Here is a 17,802-nt window from a genome sequence, read left to right on the forward strand (position 1 = left end):
GCCCTGGAAGGCCGGGCCCGCCTCGGTCACACCCAGGTGCAGCGGCCAGTCGCCCATCGCGGCGAGCAGGCGGTACGCCTGCACCATGATCACCGGATCGTTGTGCTTGACCGAGATCTTGAAGTCGTGGAAGTCGTGCTCCTCGAACAGCGACGCCTCCCAGCGCGCGCTCTCGGCGAGCGCCTCGGGGGTGGCCTTGCCGTACTTCTGCAGCAGGCGGGGGTCGAGGGATCCGGCGTTGACGCCGATGCGCAGGCTCACGCCGGCATCCTTCGCGGCCTTCGCGATCGCGCCGACCTGGTCGTCGAACTTGCGGATGTTGCCCGGGTTCACGCGCACCGCAGCGCACCCGGCGTCTATCGCCTGGAACACGTACTTCGGCTGGAAGTGGATGTCGGCGATGACGGGGATCTGGCTCTTCTTGGCGATGATGTGCAGCACGTCGGCGTCGTCCTGCGAGGGAACCGCCACGCGCACGATCTCGCACCCGGAAGCCGTCAATTCGGCGATCTGCTGGAGGGTCGCGTTGATGTTGGTGGTCGGCGTCGTGCACATCGACTGGACGCTGACGGGCGCGTTGCCGCCCACCAGCACCTTGCCGACCCGGATCTGCCGAGACTTGCGGCGGGGGGCGAGTGTTTCGGGGACCTTGGGCATCCCGAGATTCACAGCTGGCACGAGAACCACCCTACGCGGACTTGCCTGCGCGGGACCCGGGAGGGCAGCGGTCATCGCGCGCAGGCAACCGTCTCCTCTCCCGCGGCCGCTGGGGCCGGCGGGCCGGTGTGGTAGGTTCACCCCATGCTCGCGAACCGCACGTGGTGGCCCGCCTCTTAGGCGGTGTGTTCGCGCGACCACAGACCGCCTTCGGGCGGTCTTCTTCGTAGGGCGACCGCCCCCACGACGAAAGACCGACCATGACCGGGTCTGCACCCCCCTCCCCGAACGAACCGATTCCGCTGAGCGAACTCTCCGAGCGCGGCATCCCGTTCGCCCTCATCGCTCGCGATCCCGGCACGATCGAGCTGCTCACCGGCGACGTCGTCGACGTCGACCTGCTCGCCGACATCCCCCTCATCGGTGCAGACGACGAGGCGCAGGAGGTTCTCGCCCTCGTGCCGTTCCGGCAGGTGCGCGAGCGCGGCTTCGAATGCCACGACGACGGGGCACCCCTGAGATGCCTCGTCGTCCGCGACCGAGCCGTGATCGACCGCGAGCAGGCCCTGGCCCAGCTGCCGGCCGCGCCGATCCCCCTCACCGACCCGGGCTTCGACATCCCCGACGAGGACTATGCGGGCATCGTGCGCCGCGTCATAGCAGACGAGATCGGGCTCGGCGAGGGTGCGAACTTCGTCATCCGGCGCGATTTCACCGCCGGGGTCGATGCGGATGCGGCAACGGTCGCGCTCACCTGGTTCCGGGCTCTGCTCGAGCACGAGCGGGGTGCGTACTGGACGTTCGCCATCGTGACCCCCGGCCACGTCGCGGTAGGCGCGAGCCCGGAGGCGCATGTCAGTGCACGCGACGGCGTGGTCACGATGAATCCGATCTCGGGGACCTTCCGCCATCCCGACGGCGGGGCGACCGTCGAGACGCTGACGGAGTTCCTCGAGTCGACGAAGGAGACCGAAGAGCTGTTCATGGTCGTCGACGAGGAGCTCAAGATGATGAGCGCCGTCTGCTCCGACGGCGGCCGTATCACCGGCCCGCATCTGAAGGAGATGTCGCGGCTGACCCACACCGAGTACGTGCTGCGCGGACGCAGCCGCCTCGATCCGCGCGACATCCTCCGCGAGACCATGTTCGCGCCCACGGTCACCGGGTCGCCGATGCAGAACGCATGCACTGTCATCACGAGGCACGAGCGGACGCCACGCGGGTACTACTCCGGCGTCGCGGCGCTGTTCACCCCGCGGACCGATGCGATCCTGCCAGGCGAATCCACCCATGACCTCGATGCCCCCATCCTGATCCGAACCGCCTACCTCGTCGACGGACGTCTGCGCGTGCCCGTCGGTGCGACTCTGGTGCGCCACTCCGACCCGTACGGCGAGGTCAGCGAGACCCACGGAAAGGCAGCAGGCGTGCTGGGTGCGATCGGCGCCATCCCGCGCAACCGCCCGACCGAACTGCAGCTGCCGGCAGACGCGATCGACCACGACGCCCCTCCGGTCGAACCCCGTCCCCTCGCCGACGACCCCGATGTCGCCTCGCTGCTCGCCTCCCGCAACGCCCGGCTCGCCTCGTTCTGGCTGAACCCGCAGGACGCGCTCGCCTCCGGTCCGTTCGAGGGGCTCTCCGCGATCGTCGTGGACGCCGAGGACCGCTTCACGACGATGCTCGCGCACCAGCTGCGTCACCTGGGCCTCGAGGTCGAGATCCTCCCGTGGAACGCGGTGACGGACGAGCAGGTCGACAGTGCCGAGCTCGTCGTATCGGGACCGGGACCCGGTGACCCTCGCGATCCGAGCACCCATCGCATGCAGCGGATGCGGGAGGTCGTCGCCCGACGACACGCATCGGGCCGCCCGCTGCTCGCCGTGTGCCTCAGCCATCAGATCCTCGCGGACTCCTTCGGCATCGAGCTCGCTCCGCTCGAAGCGCCGCACCAGGGTCTCCAGAAGACGGTGGACATCTTCGGGATGCCGGCATCCATCGGGTTCTACAACACGTTCAGCGCCCGGGTGCCCCTCGGCACGACGGCCGTGGGTGAGGCGGAGGTCGCCGCGGACCCGGTCACCGGTGACGTCTACGCTCTGCGCGGACCGGGTTTCGCCTCCGTCCAGGGTCACCTGGAGTCGATCCTCTCGCGCGACGGCATGACGACGCTCGAGCGCCTCGTCGCCGCAGCACTGTCGCCTGTCGACGCCTGATGCCACTGCTCCGTGCGCGAGCAGGCGTTTATCGACGGACGAGGCGCGCTGCGTTCAGCGTCCTATGCGGGCAGCCAGAAGGCGCCGTTCGGCGTCGTTGGCGGTGAGTTCCAGTGCACGAAGGTCTTCAACCATCGCCTCATCGTCCCGCCCGAGTCCGCGGAGCATGCGGGCGCGCACCGCATGCCAGAGGTGGTAGCCCGCCAAGTCATCCGTCAGGGCGTCCACTTCGTCCAGGGCTGCCCGCGGTCCGTCGACTTCGGCAAGCGCAACTGCACGGTTCACCCGCACGATCGGTGAACGGTCGTACGCGAGCAGCATGTCGTAGAGAGTGAGCACCTGCAGCCAGTCGGTGGCGTTCCCCTGTGGGGCATCCGCGTGGCAGGCGGCGATCGCGGCGTGCAGCTGCCAGCGGCCGGGTCGCCGGAGCATCGCAGCCCGTTCCAGCACCGACTGCGCCTCGACGATGAGCGGGCGATCCCAGCGCGTGCGATCCTGATCCGCCAGCAGGACGAGTTCACCGTCCACCGCTCGCGCACCCTCGCGCGCACGGTGGAACAGCAGCAGCGCGAGCAGCCCCTGCGCCTCCGCCGCCCGCGGGAGGGCATATGCCACCACACGCGCGAGCCAGATCGCGTCGTCGGCGAGGTCGCGGTCCGCGGCGGCGTCCCCGCCGGCCATGAGGTGCGCCTCGCTGTACATCACCGACACGACCGTGAGCACGATGTCGAGGCGCTCGGCGCGCTCGGCGCCCTCGGGAATCCTGAGCGGGATGCCGGTGGCCCCGATCTTGCGTTTCGCCCGCACGATCCGCTGCGCGATCGTCGATTCGGGCGCAAGGGTGGCGCGCGCGATCTGCGCCGTGGTCAGGCCGCAGATCGCCCGCAGCGTCAGCGCGAGTTGCGCGTCGGGCGAAAGCGCGGGGTGGCAGCATCCGAAGAGGAGGGGCAGGCGCTCATCGGGGTCGGTTTCGCCGTGTTCCGCCGCAACGGCCTCGGATTCACTGAGCAGCGCGAGCTTTTCTCTGTAGCGCTTCTCGCGGCGTATCCGGTCGAGCGCGTTGTGGCGCGCCGCCTGCGTGAGCCATCCGCCCGGATTGGCCGGCACGCCGCGCGTGCGCCACTGCCGGACGGCTTCCTCGATCGCCTCGGCGACCGATTCCTCAGCGAGGTCGAGGCTTCCGAGCCAACCGGTGAGTGCCGCCACGATGCGCGCCGATTCCTCGCGAAGCACACTCGCGAGAAGTCGATCGGATGCCGCGGCCCGGTCGTCACCCGGATCCGGCGCCGCGGCATCCTTCTCGCTCACTGCTCCATGTGGCTGTAGTCCACGACCATCGGGCGGATCTCGACGGAGTTGCCGGGCAGCTCGAGCATCGGCCACGTCTTGACGATCGCGATCGCCTCGTCGAGGTCGGCGACCTCCAGGACGCTGAAGCCTCCGATGACCTCCTTCGCCTCGGAGAACGGCCCGTCGGTCACGACCGGCGCACCGCCACCGTGGGTGACGGTGGTCGCGGTCGTGACGGGCTGCAGCTCGGCACCGGAGTCGGAGATCTGATCCGCGTGCGCGCCGAACCATTCATACACGCGGCGGTAGACCTGCTCAGCGTGCTCGGGCGACACCGCCGCGTCGAGCTCGGGTGTGGATGTGAACATGATGACGTACTTCACGGTGTGGTCCTTTCGTCAGGGGAACCGTTTCATCCCTACAGCGAACGGACAAGCCCTGAATCGACACCCGCGCCAGATTCGCCTCAGAAAAGCGATACCGGGTTGAAGATGTCGGCCAGGATCAGCACCGCGCCCATCGCGATCAGAGCGATCACGACCACGAATGTCACCGGCACGAGCTTGGTCGCATCCACCGGCTTCGGCGGGGGCCGACGAAGGATCTTCGCCCAGGCCCGCTTGATCCCGTCCCATAGCGCCACGACGACGTGCCCGCCGTCCAGCGGCAGCAGCGGGATGAGGTTGAAGACGAAGAGGGCGATGTTCAGCGAGGCGAGGAGGCCCAGGAACCCGGCGACCCGATTGAGGATGGGGGCATCCGCCGCGGCGACCTCACCGGAGAGGATGCCGGCTCCGACGATGCTGAGCGGCCCGTTCGGGTCGCGCTCGCCCCCGGTCACCAGAGTCACCGCCGTCTCGTACACCTTGACCGGCAGCTGCCAGATGATCCCGGCCACCGCGCCGACGTTCTCGACGGCGGCGGCGGGTCCTGCCCAGATCGGCTGTCGCAGATACTCGACTTCCTGACGGATACCGGCGAAGCCGACCTGCTCGGTCTCCACGTCGCCGTTCTCGTCGAGGACCGGCTGGCCGGCCGCATCCGTCACCGGCTGCTGGATCGCCATCGGCGTGACCGTGAGGCTCCGCTGCGCACCGTCCCGCTCGACGACGACGGTCAGCGGCTCGCCGGGCGACGAGCGGATGATCGCCGACGCCTCGGCGAACGTCGCGATCGGCTGCCCGTCGACCTCCACGATCACGTCGCCCGGAAGCAGCCCCGCATCTGCGGCGGGCGCGGTGGGATCGGAAGGGGTGCATTCGGTGCGATCGGCGTCGGCCGGGATGACGCACTCGCTCACACTGGCGACCGTGTTCGTCGCCGTCTGGACACCGACGCCGGAAAGGAGGATGGCGAACAGCACCATCGCGAAGAGGAGGTTCATGACCGGGCCGCCGAGCATGATGACCACGCGCTTCCACACGGGAAGCTTGTAGAAGACGTGGTGCTCTTCGTCGCCGATCAGCGTCTCGTCGTTGGCGGCTCTGGCGTCCTGGACCATGGTCGCGAAGAAGCCGCCGCCGGCGCGACCACCGCGGTGCCCCGCCGCTGCGAGTTCGCGCTCCTTCGGGGACGGGGGATACATGCCCGCCATGGAGATGTACCCGCCCAGCGGAATCGCCTTGAAGCCGTACTGAGTCTCGCCGATGCGCCGCGACCACAGTGTCGGACCGAAGCCGATCATGTACTGCCCCACGCGCACGCCGAACTTCTTGGCCGGAACCAGGTGGCCGAGCTCGTGCAGCGCGATCGACGCAGCCAGCCCCACAACCATGAGGGCGATGCCGATGATGAAGGCGAGAACGGTCACACGCACACGCTACCGCCGGCGGCTTTGAGTTGGCCGAGCAGATGCGGACGAGTGAGGCCGGCGCGAGCAGCGGCACGGAGCGGCGAGTGAGAGGATTGATGCGCCATGGCGACCGACGCTCCCTCCTCCCTGCCCCCCGTGCTCCGACCGGACGATCCCCCGGTCCACACGCTGGAGGCCCTCGCCGCTCGATTCGCCCGCGAGACCCGCGGCGACCTGAGCGGCGCGACCCTGACCGGCCTCACCCTCGCCACCGCGGACCTGCGTCCCGGCGACGTGTTCGTGGCCGTGAAGGGCGTGAACCGGCACGGTGCGGAGTTCGCCGCGGCGGCCGCCGATAAAGGCGCCGTGGCGGTCGTGACGGATGCCGCGGGCGCCGATGTCGCGGAGGCGACCGGGCTCCCGGTGCTCGTCGTCGACGACCCTCGCGGTCTGCTGGGCGACCTGTCCGCGTGGGTTTACGGCACCGGACGCGACGACGACCTTCCGATCCTGTTCGGAACGACCGGGACCAACGGCAAGACGAGCGTGTCGCATCTCCTCGAGGGCATCCTCACCCAGCTCGGGGTGATCACCGGGCTGTCGTCGACGGCCGAGCGGCATATCGCCGGGCAGGTGATCGTCTCCCGCCTGACGACGCCCGAGGCGTACGAGATGCACGCGCTGCTGGCGCTGATGCGCGAGCGCGGCGTCGAGGCGGTCGCCGTCGAGGTGAGCGCGCAGGCGCTGAGCCGGCGACGCGTCGACGGACTGGTCTTCGATGTCGCCGCGTTCACCAACCTGTCGCACGACCACCTCGACGACTACGCCGACATGCGCGAGTACTTCGAGGCGAAGCTGCCGCTGTTCCGGCCGGACCGCGCCCGCCGTGCAGTGATCTCGCTCGATTCCGCACCGTCAGCCGAGGTCGTGGCACGATGCGAGGTCCCGTTCGTGACGGTCGGCACACCGGCGATCGCGGCCGACGCGGGCGCCGCCGCGGCGGCGGACTGGGTCGTCGACATCCTCGACGAACGGCAGACCGGAACGCAGTTCCGGCTCACCTCGGGCGACGGCCGCACGCTGACCACGATCGTCCCGGTGATCGGGCGGCACATGGCCGCGAACGCAGGGCTGGCGATCGTGATGATCCTCGAAGCCGGATACGCCTGGGATCGACTGGCCGAGGCGCTCGATCGCGACGGCGGGATCGAGGCCTATCTCCCCGGCCGCACCGAGCGCGTCTCGGGCGACCGCGGACCGGCTGTCTACGTCGACTTCGGCCACTCCCCCGATGCCTTCGAGAAGACTCTGGCGGCCGTGCGCCGCGTGACCCCGGGCAAGGTGCTGATGCTTTTCGGCGCCGATGGCGACCGCGACGCGACCAAGCGACACGACATGGGCCGAACGGGTGCCGAGGGCAGCGACATCCTGGTGATCACCGACCACCACCCCCGCTTCGAGAACATCGAGACCATCCGCGCCACCCTGATCGAAGGCGCGCGTCGGGCACGACCCGACGCCGAGATCCACGAGTACTCACCGCCGGAGGTCGCGATCGTCGAAGCGGTCAAGCTGGTCGGCGACGGCGACGCGATCCTGTGGGCGGGGCCGGGACACCAGGACTACCGTGACATCCGCGGCGTTCGCACGCCGTACTCCGCGCGCGAACTCGCCCGGCGCGCGCTCCGCGACGCGGGCTGGCCGGTGCCGGAGCCGCGGTGGCCCGTCCCCTACCCCGACTGAACCCGCGGGGTCAGTTCGATCGCGCGATCGCCCGGTCCGCGGCATCCCGCGCCCAGCGCTCGGCGTCGGCGAGGGACTCGCGCGTCACCGGCCCGGACTCCGGCTCGTGCGATTCGACGACGCGGTCGATGAGCTCGACGATGCCGAGGAACGACAGCCGCCCCTCGTGGAACGCGTCGACGGCCTGCTCGTTGGCCGCGTTGAACACCGCCGGATAGGTGCCGCCCGCGCGCCCCACTTTCTTCGCGAGGCGCACCGCCGGGAACGCGTCGTCGTCGAGCGGCTCGAACGTCCAGGATGCCGCGACGGTCCAGTCGATCGGTCGTCCGACTCCGCCCACCCGAAGCGGCCAGTCGAGGCCGAGCGAGATCGGCAGGCGCATGTCGGGCGGCGACGCCTGCGCGATCGTCGACCCATCGATGAACTCGACCATCGAGTGGACGATCGACTGCGGATGGACCACGACGTCGATGTGGTGGTACGGCACGTCGAAGAGCAGGTGCGCTTCGATCACCTCGAGGCCCTTGTTCACCAGGGTGGCGGAGTTGGTCGTGACGACCCTGCCCATGTCCCACGTCGGGTGCGCGAGCGCCTCGGCGGGGGTCACCTCCTCGAGCGACTCGCGGGAACGACCCCGGAAAGGACCCCCGGATGCCGTCAGCACGAGCCTTCTGACCTCGGAACGCTCGCCCGACCGGAGCGCCTGAGCGATCGCGGAATGCTCCGAGTCGACCGGCACGATCTGGCCGGGATGCGCGATCGCCGTGACCAGAGCACCGCCGACGATCAGCGACTCCTTGTTCGCGAGCGCGAGCGTGCGCCCGGTCTCCAGCGCGGCCAGGGTGGGCCCGAGACCGACGGACCCGGTGATGCCGTTCAGCACGACGTCCGCCTCGACATCCCGCACCAGCTGCTCGGCCTCGTCGGCGCCGAGCGCCGTGGCCTCGACCTGGAACCGCTCGGCCTGCGCGTCCAGTGCGGCCCGATCGGTTCCGGCCGACAGACCCACGACTTCGAAGCGCTCGGGGTTGGCTCGGATCACCTCGAGCGCCTGGGTGCCGATCGAGCCGGTGGATCCGAGGACGATGACGCGGCGCATGAGGTCATGCTAGTGACCTGCGCCGCGCCGGCTGCGCGGCCGAACCACCGCCGGCCCCTGACGACTCGCCGTGCCGGCGCTCGTTTCGCGACAGGGAGCCGGCGCGGGAACCGCGATCCGAGGCCTACTGGGTGGCGGCGGCCGCGTGCTCGACGCCGAGGATGTCGACCACGAAGACGAGGGTCTCGCCGGCGAGCTCGTGCTCGGACGAGCCCTCCTCGCCGTAGCCCAGCGCCGGAGGGATGACCACGACCACCTGGGATCCGACCGTCTGCCCTTCGAGCGCCTGGCGGAAGCCGTCGACGACACCGGTGGTCTGGAAGGAGGTCGGCGCCCCCTTCTCCCAGCTCGAGTCGAAGACCGAGCCGTCGGACCACTTGACGCCGGTGTACTGCACGAGCACCGTGTCGCCGGATGCGACGGTCGCTCCATCGCCCGCCTTCAGCGTCTCGAGTTCGAGCCCCGCGGGCGCCTCCCCGCCCGGAAGCTCGATGGTGGGCGTGCCGTCCTCGGCAAGCGTCACCGTCGGCATGCCTTCGACCGGCTCCTGCGGCTCGCCCCAGGCGGCGTCGGGCACGACCGAGAGCAGGTCGAAGACGTACACCTCACCGGCGTTCGGGTCGGCCGGCGGGAATGTGGCCACGACGCGCGTGCCGGGCGTGGCGCACCCGAGGATCTGTCCGATCGGGTTGTCGGGAGAGATCTGCGCGGGCAGCAGGGGGCTGTCGCCGTAGCCGATGGCTGCGAGCTTCTCGCCCGTTTCGGCGTTGTACCCCGTGAGCGCGAAGGACACGAGCTGTCCGGACTCGACCGGGTCGCCCGAGCCCTCCTCGATGACGGTGGCCTGCAGCTCGGGGATCTCGAGCGGTGCGGTGAACGTGGCGGTGGATTCCTCGCCGACCGGCCCTTCCACGGCGATCGCTTCGGATGCCGCCCCCGACGGCGCCGCGGCATCGCACAGGTCTGCGGGCGGCGGACCCGAGGGACTGGCGGCGTCATCCGGAGCGCTGGAAGAACAGCCGGCGAGGAGCGCGGCGGAGACTGCAACGGCGGACAGGACGGCGAGCGGGCGGATGCGCACAGTGGACCTCAAGACGAAGGAAGGGGAGGCTTCATCTTCCCCCATGTTTCCTTGGCCCTCCCTGGGAGACGGGCATTCCGGCGATGGCATGGATTCGGGAGTACCCTCAACGGGTGACTTCCGAGGAGACTCCCGAATCCCGAGAAGCCGACTCCCCCGACGAACCCGCCGTCCGGCAGATGGGTGCGACGTATGGCTTCGGCCGTTTCTTCGTCGCCCCGCTGGCGCGGATGATCTACCGACCGCACGTCGAAGGCAAGTCGAACGTGCCGCGATCCGGGCCGGTCATCTTCGCGAGCAACCACCTCTCGTTCATCGACTCCATCGCCATCCCCGTGGCCGCTCCGCGGCCCGTGCATTTCCTCGCCAAGTCGAGCTACTTCGACGGATCCGGGATGTCGGGATGGTTCTCGCGACAGTTCTTCACGGCGATCGGCGCCGTACCGGTGCAGCGCGGTGCCGGCCAGGCGGCCCTGGACGCACTCGACCAGCAGCGTCAGCTGCTGGTCGCCGGCAACGCGGTCGCCCTGTACCCCGAGGGCACGCGCTCACTCGACGGCCGGCTGTACAAGGGACGCACGGGCGTGGCGTTCCTGGCCCTGCAGACGGGCGCCCCGGTGGTTCCGGTGGGACTGATCGGCACCGACAAGGTGATGCCGGTCGGTGCCAAGTTCCCGTCGCTCACGCAGCGTGTGACAGTGCGATTCGGCCAGCCGCTGCACCTCGGCCACCACGGACCGGCCGAATCCGGCAAGGCGCGCCGTCTGGCGACGGATGACATCATGGCCGCCATTCACGCGCTCTCCGGCCAGGAGCTCGCGAATGCCTACAACGAGGCGCCCGCCCACAACCCTCTCGAACGCATCCGGCAGGTCCTCCCGCACGAACGGCGCTGAGCTTCACCGCGCGCCGTCGACCTCGACGGTCGGCTCATGGCGGACGGGGAAGTTCACGGAGTTCGCGATGAAGCACCACTCGTGCGCCTGCGCGTGCGCGGCGGTTGCGGCATCCGTCATCGAGGCGTCGGCGACCACGACGTGCGGTCGCAGGACCACCTCCCGGAAGGCACCGCCGCCGCGGCCGTCCTCGACCAGGACGCCGGACGCCTCGTCCCGATACCCGACGACCACCACACCCGCCGTCACGCACGCGTGCAGGTATGACAGCAGGTGGCATTCGCTCAGCGCGGCGACCATCAGGTCTTCGGGATTCCAACGAGACGGGTCTCCCCGGAAGGGCTTGTCAGACGAAGCCAGCAGATCGGGCTTGCCCGCGATCTCGATCCTCACCGCGCGGTCGTAGTCCCGGTACCCGCTCGTGCCCGTACCGCGATCACCCGTCCAGGTGGCTCGGACGGCGTAGTGATGCTCGCCCAACATCCGCCCAGTCTGACACGCCGGGTGGCGCGGGTCGGCGGCGGTAGGCTGGCGTCGTGCCGCAGACCTTCGCCGCCGACGACGCCGTCGAACTGGCCGTCGTCGAACGCAGCGGCTTCGTCGAGTCGCGGCACACGGGCTCCGCCATCGTCCTCGACGCCGACGGCACGGCTGTCGCCGCACTCGGCGACACCGCCACCCCGATTCTGCCGCGATCGAGCCTCAAGCCGGTGCAGGCGCTCGCCTGCCTGACGGCGGGCGCACCGCTCGAGGACCGACGTCTCGCGCTCGCGACCGCGAGTCATTCGGGCACCGACCGTCACGTCTCGGTCGTCCGCGACATCCTCGACGCGGCGGGCCTGGGAGAAGAGGCGCTGGCCTGCCCACCCGCCTGGCCGAGCGACCAGCCGACGCGCGACGACCTCCTCCGGGACGGCGGCGCTCCGGCGCGGATCCGCATGAACTGCTCCGGCAAGCACGCTGCGATGCTGCTCACGTGCACCGTGAACGGATGGGACACGGCCGGCTATCTCGATCCCGGGCATCCGCTGCAGGTGCACATCCGGGACGTGGCCGAGCGGCTTGTCGGCGAGCGCGCCACCGCGACCGCGATCGACGGCTGCGGCGCGCCCGTCTATGCGATGAGCCTCGCCGGCCTGGCCAAGGCGATCCACCGCATCGGCACCTCGTCTGAGCGCTCGCCGTTCGCGCTGCACCGAAGCGCCGCCGCACTCGTCCGCGCGGTGCGCGAGGATCCGTGGACGATCGACGGACCCGGCAGGGCCGACACGATCGTGATCGAGCGACTCGGCGTGTTCGCCAAGGGGGGCGCCGAAGGCGTGATGGTCATGGTCGCGCCGAACGGCACCACGGTAGCTCTCAAGATGCTGGACGGCAGTGGCCGGGCCGCCACCGCCGTCGCCCTGCGGCTGCTGGAGCGCGGGGGCGCTCTCTCCGCGGCCGATGTGGCCGATGCGACATCGAAGCTTGCGCTGTCGGTCTCCGGCGGCGGGCAGGTCGTCGGGGCGATCCGCCCCGCCTTCTAGAGGCGCTCCCACCAGGAGCGGAAAGGATCACGCGATGAGGATCTCCGTCCCCACCGAGGTGAAGAACAACGAATACCGCGTGGCATTGACGCCCGCGGGCGTGCACGATCTCGCTCTGGCGGGCCATGAGGTCTTCGTCCAGCGCGGTGCCGGCGAAGGATCGTCGATGCCGGATGCCGAGTACGAAGCCGCCGGCGCCATCCTGCTCGACGAGGCCGCCGAGGTGTGGGCGCGCGCCGAGCTCCTGCTCAAGGTGAAAGAGCCGATCGCCGGAGAGTACGGCTTCTTCCGAGATGACCTCGTACTGTTCACCTATCTGCACCTCGCCGCAGACCGGCCCCTCACGGACCGCCTGGTCGCCGATCACGTGACGGCCATCGCTTACGAGACCGTCCAGCTCGCGGGCGGAGGTCTGCCGCTGCTCGCCCCGATGAGCGAGGTGGCCGGTCGCCTCGCGCCGACCGTCGGCGCGGCGACCCTCATGCGCTCGGCGGGAGGCCTCGGACTGCTGATGTCCGGCGTGCCCGGCACCCGGCCCGCGCGGGTCACGGTAATCGGCGGCGGCGTCGCCGGAGCGAACGCGGCTGTGGTCGCCGTCGGCCTCGGTGCCGATGTCACGGTCTTCGACACCAACGTGCAGCGCCTGCGCTACCTGGACGATCACTTCCAGGGGCGCGTCAAGACCGCGGCATCCAATCCCCTCGACCTCGACCGCGCGGTCGTGGACTCCGACCTGGTCATCGGCTCGGTTCTGATCCCGGGTGCGAAGGCGCCCAAGCTGGTCACGAACGACATGGTGGCGCGGATGAAGCCCGGCAGCGTACTGGTCGACATCGCGGTCGACCAGGGTGGCTGTTTCGAGGACACCCGGCCGACGACGCACGCCGATCCGACCTTCCCCGTGCACGGCAGCATCTTCTACTGCGTCGCGAACATGCCGGGCGCTGTGCCGAACACCTCCACCTCGGCCCTCACGAACGCGACGCTGCCCTACATCCGCCAGATCGTGCGGCGCGGGTGGAAGGACGCGTTGCGTGCGGATGCCGCGCTCGCGGCCGGGCTGAACACCATCGACGGCACGATTGTGAACCCGGGCGTCGCCACGGCGCACGAGCTCGACCTGGCGCCGCTCGAGGTCGCACTCGCCTGAGAGCGACGCCTCTCGGCGGAGAGTGCATGCAGGTGCGGCTCAGACGCCGCCGTCGACCGAGCGGACGTAGTCCGCGGGATCGTCGGGTACCAGGACGGGTGTGTCGCGGTTGAGGCTTTCGCCCCGGAAGAACGGCTTGGATCGCGGGAAGGCGAACCAGAGGAACATGAGAAGCACTCCGACGGCCAGAGCGCCGATCCCGAGCACGAAGGTGCCGCCGATGCCCAGGAGCACCGTGTAGCCGTAGTCGACCTGGTACATGTCGATGGCGGACTGCACGAAGGCGTAGGTGAGCATGAGTGCGCCCAGCAGCGGAAGCAGCCCCTTGTAGAAGAAGTTGCGCGCCGATGTGAACAACTCGTCGCGGAAGTACCAGACGCAGGCGTACCCCGTGATCGCGTAGTAGAACGCGATCGCCAGGCCCAGCGACAGGATCGAATCCTGCAGGATGTTGTCGCTGATCAGTGTCATGCCGATGTAGTAGAGGGAGGCCACGATCCCCATGACGAGCGTCGAGAACGAGGGTGTCTTGTACCGCGGGTGCACAGTCGCGAACCGCTTCGGAAGCGCCCGATAGGCGGCCATCGCCAGCGTGCCTCGCGCCGTGGGGAGGATCGTGGTCTGCGTCGATGAGATCGCGGAGATCATCACCGCGACCACGAGAACCCATCCCACCGGACCGAGCAGGCCGTCCTTGACCGCGAGGAAGAAGTCCTCGGCGTTCGCTTCGTTGCCGAGCCCCGTTCCGCTCTCGCCCAGTCCCGCGTACATCATCGCCGCGACCGTCACACCCACATACGTGATCAGCAGGATGACGGTGGTCAGCAGGGCTGCGCGGCCCGGGATGCGCTTGGGGTCCTTGGTCTCCTCGTTGAGTGCGAGGCACGTGTCCCAGCCCCAGTAGATGAACAGGGCCAGCAGGATCGCCTCGACGAAGCTGCTCCACTCGGTGAAGGCGAACGGGTTGAACCACGCCCAGTCGAACGGCGTCGGATCCGGCGCCGTTCCGGCGAAGAACTGCCACAGCGCCGCGACGACGAAGATCGCGAGGGCCAGGTACTGGATGCCGAGCAGGATGTTCTGGATGCGCTCGCCGATCTCCACCCCACGCCAGCTCACCCACGTCATCAGTCCGATGAACACCACGCCCGTGACGGTGACGAGCCAGACGTTGTCGGCCAGCAACGCGTCGTCGGGGTTTCGCACGATGCCGTCGACGAGCGCCCAGAAGTAGATGCCGGCGATCTGAGCGAGGTTCGCGAGGACCACCATGCCGGCGACGGCGACGCCCCATCCGCCGAGCCAGCCGACCCACGGGCCGAACGCCTTGGTCCCCCAGGTGAAGGCCGTTCCGCAGTCGGGCACCGCGTGATTCAGCTCCCGGTAGGCGAAGGCGATGAACAGCATCGGGATGAATGCGATCACGAACGCGATGGGCGCCTGAGCGCCGACGGCGAGGACGACGAATCCGAGGGTCGCAACGAGCGAGTACACCGGCGCGGTCGAAGCGAGTCCGATGACGGTGGAGCCCCACAAACCGAGCGTGCCGGCTGCGAGTCCTTTACCTTCGGGTCGGTCAAGGATTATCGGGGATGTGGCCACACTGCGAACGTATGGTGGCGGCATCCCCCGGTCAAGTGCGCCGCGTCCTAGGACGGCAGCGCAATGCGTTGCGGCGCTGCACCGCGATGCAACAGCCATGCCCGGGACAGACCGGGTGCGCAGTACGGCGGCATGGCTCGCTCGCCCGTGAGCACGCGCAGCTCGGAGGCACAGGAGGCGTCCACCACGAGGTCGTGATCGGAGCGCATCGCGGCCAGCGCACGCCAATGCCGCTGCCACTCATCGCCGTCCCCGGCGACGACGACGGGTGCGCCCGACCGATCGGTCTCGCCCGCGAATTCATCGAGCGACAGGATCCGGTTGCCGCCGAGCTCCCATGCCGTCAGCGCGGCTCGCGTGAAGGGCGAGCGACGCATCACGAAACCGGTCAGCGGATTGCGCGGATGCCACGGCTCGGCCGGTTGCGGCTGGGAACCGCCGTCGTGCGGGGTCGTCGCCACCTGGATCGCCCGCCCCTCCAGCCGGCCTCGCCCCGGCGGGGCGCCCGGTGACCAGTGGGCAGGATCACCACCGGCGGCGATGTGCTCGGAACGCGATGGCGTGGCCAGCACGAGGCGCGTCGGCAGGAGTTCCGCAAGACGGGCGACGGCGCCGCCGAGTCGCTGGGTCGAGGCGACGATCAGCACCTCGGCGGCGCCCGCGCTCCGGAGCACACGTTCGAGGCGCTCGACGAGCTCCCGCCCGTAGTCCGGCGGCAGCGAGGCGCACAGCGCGTCGAGATCGTCGAGGGCGACGAGTGTTCCGGGCGGCGGAATCCGATCGCTGAGGGCGGCAACGGCATCCCACCCGGCCTCCGCCTGTGCCGGAACCCAGACCACCCCGTTCGGCGCCTGCGCGGCGAGCGTCCGCAGGGCGGTCGACTTGCCGCTGCCTCCCGACCCGATCACGAGCACTCCCCGCCGTTGCACAGACACACCGACGGGGCGCTGCTGCTGCCTGTCGGGCTCGTCGGCGAGTCCGAGCAGCAGCGACCCATCGGCCTCGAGCGCCAGCGGCCGAAGGTCTGCGAGGTCGATCCGGTGCGGCAGGTCGGGCAGCCAAGGTCGCCGCGGTCGCGGTCCCGTCTCCGCGGCGGCGATCCCTCGCCGATCCGCGACCGAAGACAGCGCGATGCGGACTCGTCGCGGCGAGGGGTCGCTCGCCGTGCGCACGAGTGCGAGTCCGCGTCCACCCGGCCCGCCAGGCAGCGCGGCGGCCTGGTCGGTTCCGATGATCGCGCGGCTGTCGCTCGCGTCCGTCACCCGCAGGCTGATGCGCAGAGGACAGTTCGCCAGGAGGCTTTCGCGCACGACTCCGGAGGGTCTCTGCGTTCCCAGCACCAGGTGGATGCCCAGCGCACGGCCCCGCGCGGCGACGTCTGTGAACACCGCGTGAAGCTCGGGGTGCTCGGCCAGGAGGGCGGCGAATTCGTCGACGACGACGACCAGGCGCGGAAGCTCGACGCGCGGATCCTGGATGTCGCGGGCTCCGGCGCGGGCGAGCTCGGCTTCTCTCCACCGCACCTCCGCGCGCAGGCTCTCCAGCGCGCGCCGCGCGCCGGAACCGTCCAGGTCCGTCATGACGCCCGTCACGTGCGGTACCTCGGAGAGCGCGTCGAAGGCGGTGCCGCCCTTGAAGTCGGCCAGCAGGAAGCTGACGTCACGAGTGGTGTGGGTCGCGCACAGCGCCAGGATCCACGTGATCAGCAGCTCGGACTTGCCCGATCCGGTGACGCCGGCCACCACTGCGTGCGGCCCGTCGGCGATGAGGTCGACGAGGAACGGATCACCCGCCTCGACGCCGATGACCGCGGGCAGGCGACCGCGCATCGCGCTCGGGGCGCCTGCAAGCAGAGGTGCAAGGGTCACGGGCTCGGACGTGCCCGCGGCGTCCAGCAGGCGGACCGCGCGGGCGGCCAGCTCTGCGGCGAGGCCTTCCGCCTGGGTCGAGCCCACCGCTTCCACGGAGATGTCGCGCACCTCACCTCCGATGTCGACCGTGGCGCGACCGGGCGAGTGCACCGTGAGGACGACCGCGCAGCGCGGCGGCGGCTGGTCCGAAGCAGCCGCGCGCACGATCGAGATGTCCGCTCCGGGAGGGGGTTCCGCGGCTGTTCCCAGTGCGAGAGTCACGCCCGTGGCTGCACGCCGGTGGGGCAGGGCCTCCGCCCAGGCGTTCTCGCCGCGCAGCGGACCGATGATCCGCAGCTCACCCGGCGGGCGGACCATGCACAGCTGGAGCACGAGCGCCCGCATCGCCGCGGCCGCCGCCACCGGGCTGCCGGCGACCGCGATTCCGGCAGACGTCGGCACGACCACCGGCGCGTCGTCCAGGCGAGCCGCTCGCGCACGCAGGTTCTTCGACTCGGGGTCGTCACCGCCTCCGATCACACGGACAGCGCTCGCCTCGACGCCCGCGCCGACCACCAGGAGGTCGTCGCGACCGGGCGCGGACCGCCAGATGTCCCCATCGCGGGCGACGAACGCGGCGACGTTCGGATGCCGTGCCCATCGCCGTTCGCGCTCCGCGGTGTGACGCGCGCCGACCTCTCGGCTGACGCGCTCCCGGGCCGCGAGCGCTTTCGCGTTCGCCCGCTTGCGGTCGCGCCGCGCGCCGCGGCGGCCGTCGAGCATCGTCGCACCGGCGATCAGGGGTCCGAGGGCAGCCAGCCACAGCGCGAGCAGCGAACCGGTGACCAGCCACAGCACCACCGCTCCGACGACCGGAACGATCGAGGCGAGCAGGGGCAC

14 protein-coding genes are annotated in these 17,802 nt (G+C 70.1%); 5 read left to right on the forward strand and 9 right to left on the reverse strand.

Features of this window, described 5'->3' with window-relative positions; translation table 11 throughout:
• A partial coding sequence (locus tag VFX99_RS12640) for a flavodoxin-dependent (E)-4-hydroxy-3-methylbut-2-enyl-diphosphate synthase (RefSeq protein ID WP_329666647.1) occupies positions 1-678 on the reverse strand: 678 nt, incomplete at its 3' end.
• Positions 679-917: 239 nt separating this feature from the next.
• Between VFX99_RS12640 and VFX99_RS12645 the strand changes: the two genes are divergently transcribed.
• Positions 918-2,873, forward strand: a complete 1,956-nt coding sequence (locus VFX99_RS12645) for an anthranilate synthase family protein (RefSeq protein ID WP_329666648.1) — start codon at positions 918-920, stop codon at positions 2,871-2,873.
• Positions 2,874-2,927: 54 nt separating this feature from the next.
• Here VFX99_RS12645 and VFX99_RS12650 read toward each other — a convergent pair whose 3' ends face one another.
• From VFX99_RS12650 to VFX99_RS12660, 3 genes are all read right to left on the reverse strand, one after another.
• Positions 2,928-4,181, reverse strand: coding sequence for an RNA polymerase sigma factor (locus VFX99_RS12650; RefSeq protein ID WP_329666649.1), 1,254 nt, complete (start codon positions 4,179-4,181; stop codon positions 2,928-2,930).
• The gene (locus tag VFX99_RS12655) at positions 4,178-4,546 is read right to left on the reverse strand and encodes a YciI family protein (protein ID WP_329666650.1); all 369 of its coding nucleotides are present in this window, start codon (positions 4,544-4,546) and stop codon (positions 4,178-4,180) included. The genes VFX99_RS12650 and VFX99_RS12655 overlap by 4 nt, the downstream gene beginning before the upstream one ends.
• Before the next feature lie 83 nt (positions 4,547-4,629).
• Positions 4,630-5,973: a M50 family metallopeptidase gene (locus VFX99_RS12660; protein WP_329666651.1), complete on the reverse strand. Its 1,344-nt coding sequence runs from the start codon at positions 5,971-5,973 to the stop codon at positions 4,630-4,632.
• Positions 5,974-6,078: 105 nt separating this feature from the next.
• Here VFX99_RS12660 and VFX99_RS12665 point away from each other — a divergent pair, with 105 nt between their 5' ends.
• A complete protein-coding gene (locus tag VFX99_RS12665) occupies positions 6,079-7,698 on the forward strand; it encodes a UDP-N-acetylmuramoyl-L-alanyl-D-glutamate--2,6-diaminopimelate ligase (RefSeq protein ID WP_329666652.1) in 1,620 nt (539 codons plus the stop codon).
• Between the two features lie 10 nt (positions 7,699-7,708).
• Here the strand turns inward: VFX99_RS12665 and dxr are convergent, their stop codons facing one another.
• On the reverse strand, positions 7,709-8,797 hold the full coding sequence (gene dxr / locus VFX99_RS12670; RefSeq protein ID WP_329666653.1) for a 1-deoxy-D-xylulose-5-phosphate reductoisomerase: 1,089 nt from the start codon (positions 8,795-8,797) through the stop codon (positions 7,709-7,711).
• Positions 8,798-8,921: 124 nt separating this feature from the next.
• Positions 8,922-9,878, reverse strand: coding sequence for an FKBP-type peptidyl-prolyl cis-trans isomerase (locus VFX99_RS12675; RefSeq protein WP_329666654.1), 957 nt, complete (start codon positions 9,876-9,878; stop codon positions 8,922-8,924).
• 113 nt (positions 9,879-9,991) lie between these two features.
• Between VFX99_RS12675 and VFX99_RS12680 the strand changes: the two genes are divergently transcribed.
• A complete protein-coding gene (locus tag VFX99_RS12680) occupies positions 9,992-10,774 on the forward strand; it encodes a lysophospholipid acyltransferase family protein (protein WP_329666655.1) in 783 nt (260 codons plus the stop codon).
• A 3-nt stretch (positions 10,775-10,777) separates the two neighbouring features.
• Here the strand turns inward: VFX99_RS12680 and VFX99_RS12685 are convergent, their stop codons facing one another.
• Positions 10,778-11,257, reverse strand: coding sequence for an OsmC family protein (locus VFX99_RS12685; RefSeq protein WP_329666656.1), 480 nt, complete (start codon positions 11,255-11,257; stop codon positions 10,778-10,780).
• 53 nt (positions 11,258-11,310) lie between these two features.
• Here VFX99_RS12685 and VFX99_RS12690 point away from each other — a divergent pair, with 53 nt between their 5' ends.
• Both VFX99_RS12690 and ald read left to right on the forward strand, forming a co-directional pair.
• The gene (locus VFX99_RS12690) at positions 11,311-12,300 is read left to right on the forward strand and encodes an asparaginase (RefSeq protein WP_329666657.1); all 990 of its coding nucleotides are present in this window, start codon (positions 11,311-11,313) and stop codon (positions 12,298-12,300) included.
• Between the two features lie 34 nt (positions 12,301-12,334).
• Entirely contained in the window at positions 12,335-13,450 is a 1,116-nt protein-coding gene (ald, locus tag VFX99_RS12695) for an alanine dehydrogenase (protein ID WP_329666658.1), read from the forward strand.
• 39 nt (positions 13,451-13,489) lie between these two features.
• Here ald and VFX99_RS12700 read toward each other — a convergent pair whose 3' ends face one another.
• Complete coding sequence (locus tag VFX99_RS12700; protein ID WP_414684380.1) at positions 13,490-15,076, reverse strand: APC family permease; 1,587 nt, start codon at positions 15,074-15,076, stop codon at positions 13,490-13,492.
• Positions 15,077-15,099: 23 nt separating this feature from the next.
• Positions 15,100-17,802, reverse strand: a 2,703-nt coding sequence (locus VFX99_RS12705) for an FtsK/SpoIIIE domain-containing protein (RefSeq protein WP_329666660.1), incomplete at its 5' end; no start/stop codon positions are given.

Source organism: Microbacterium sp., from assembly GCF_036277215.1.
Taxonomy (GTDB): domain Bacteria; phylum Actinomycetota; class Actinomycetes; order Actinomycetales; family Microbacteriaceae; genus Microbacterium.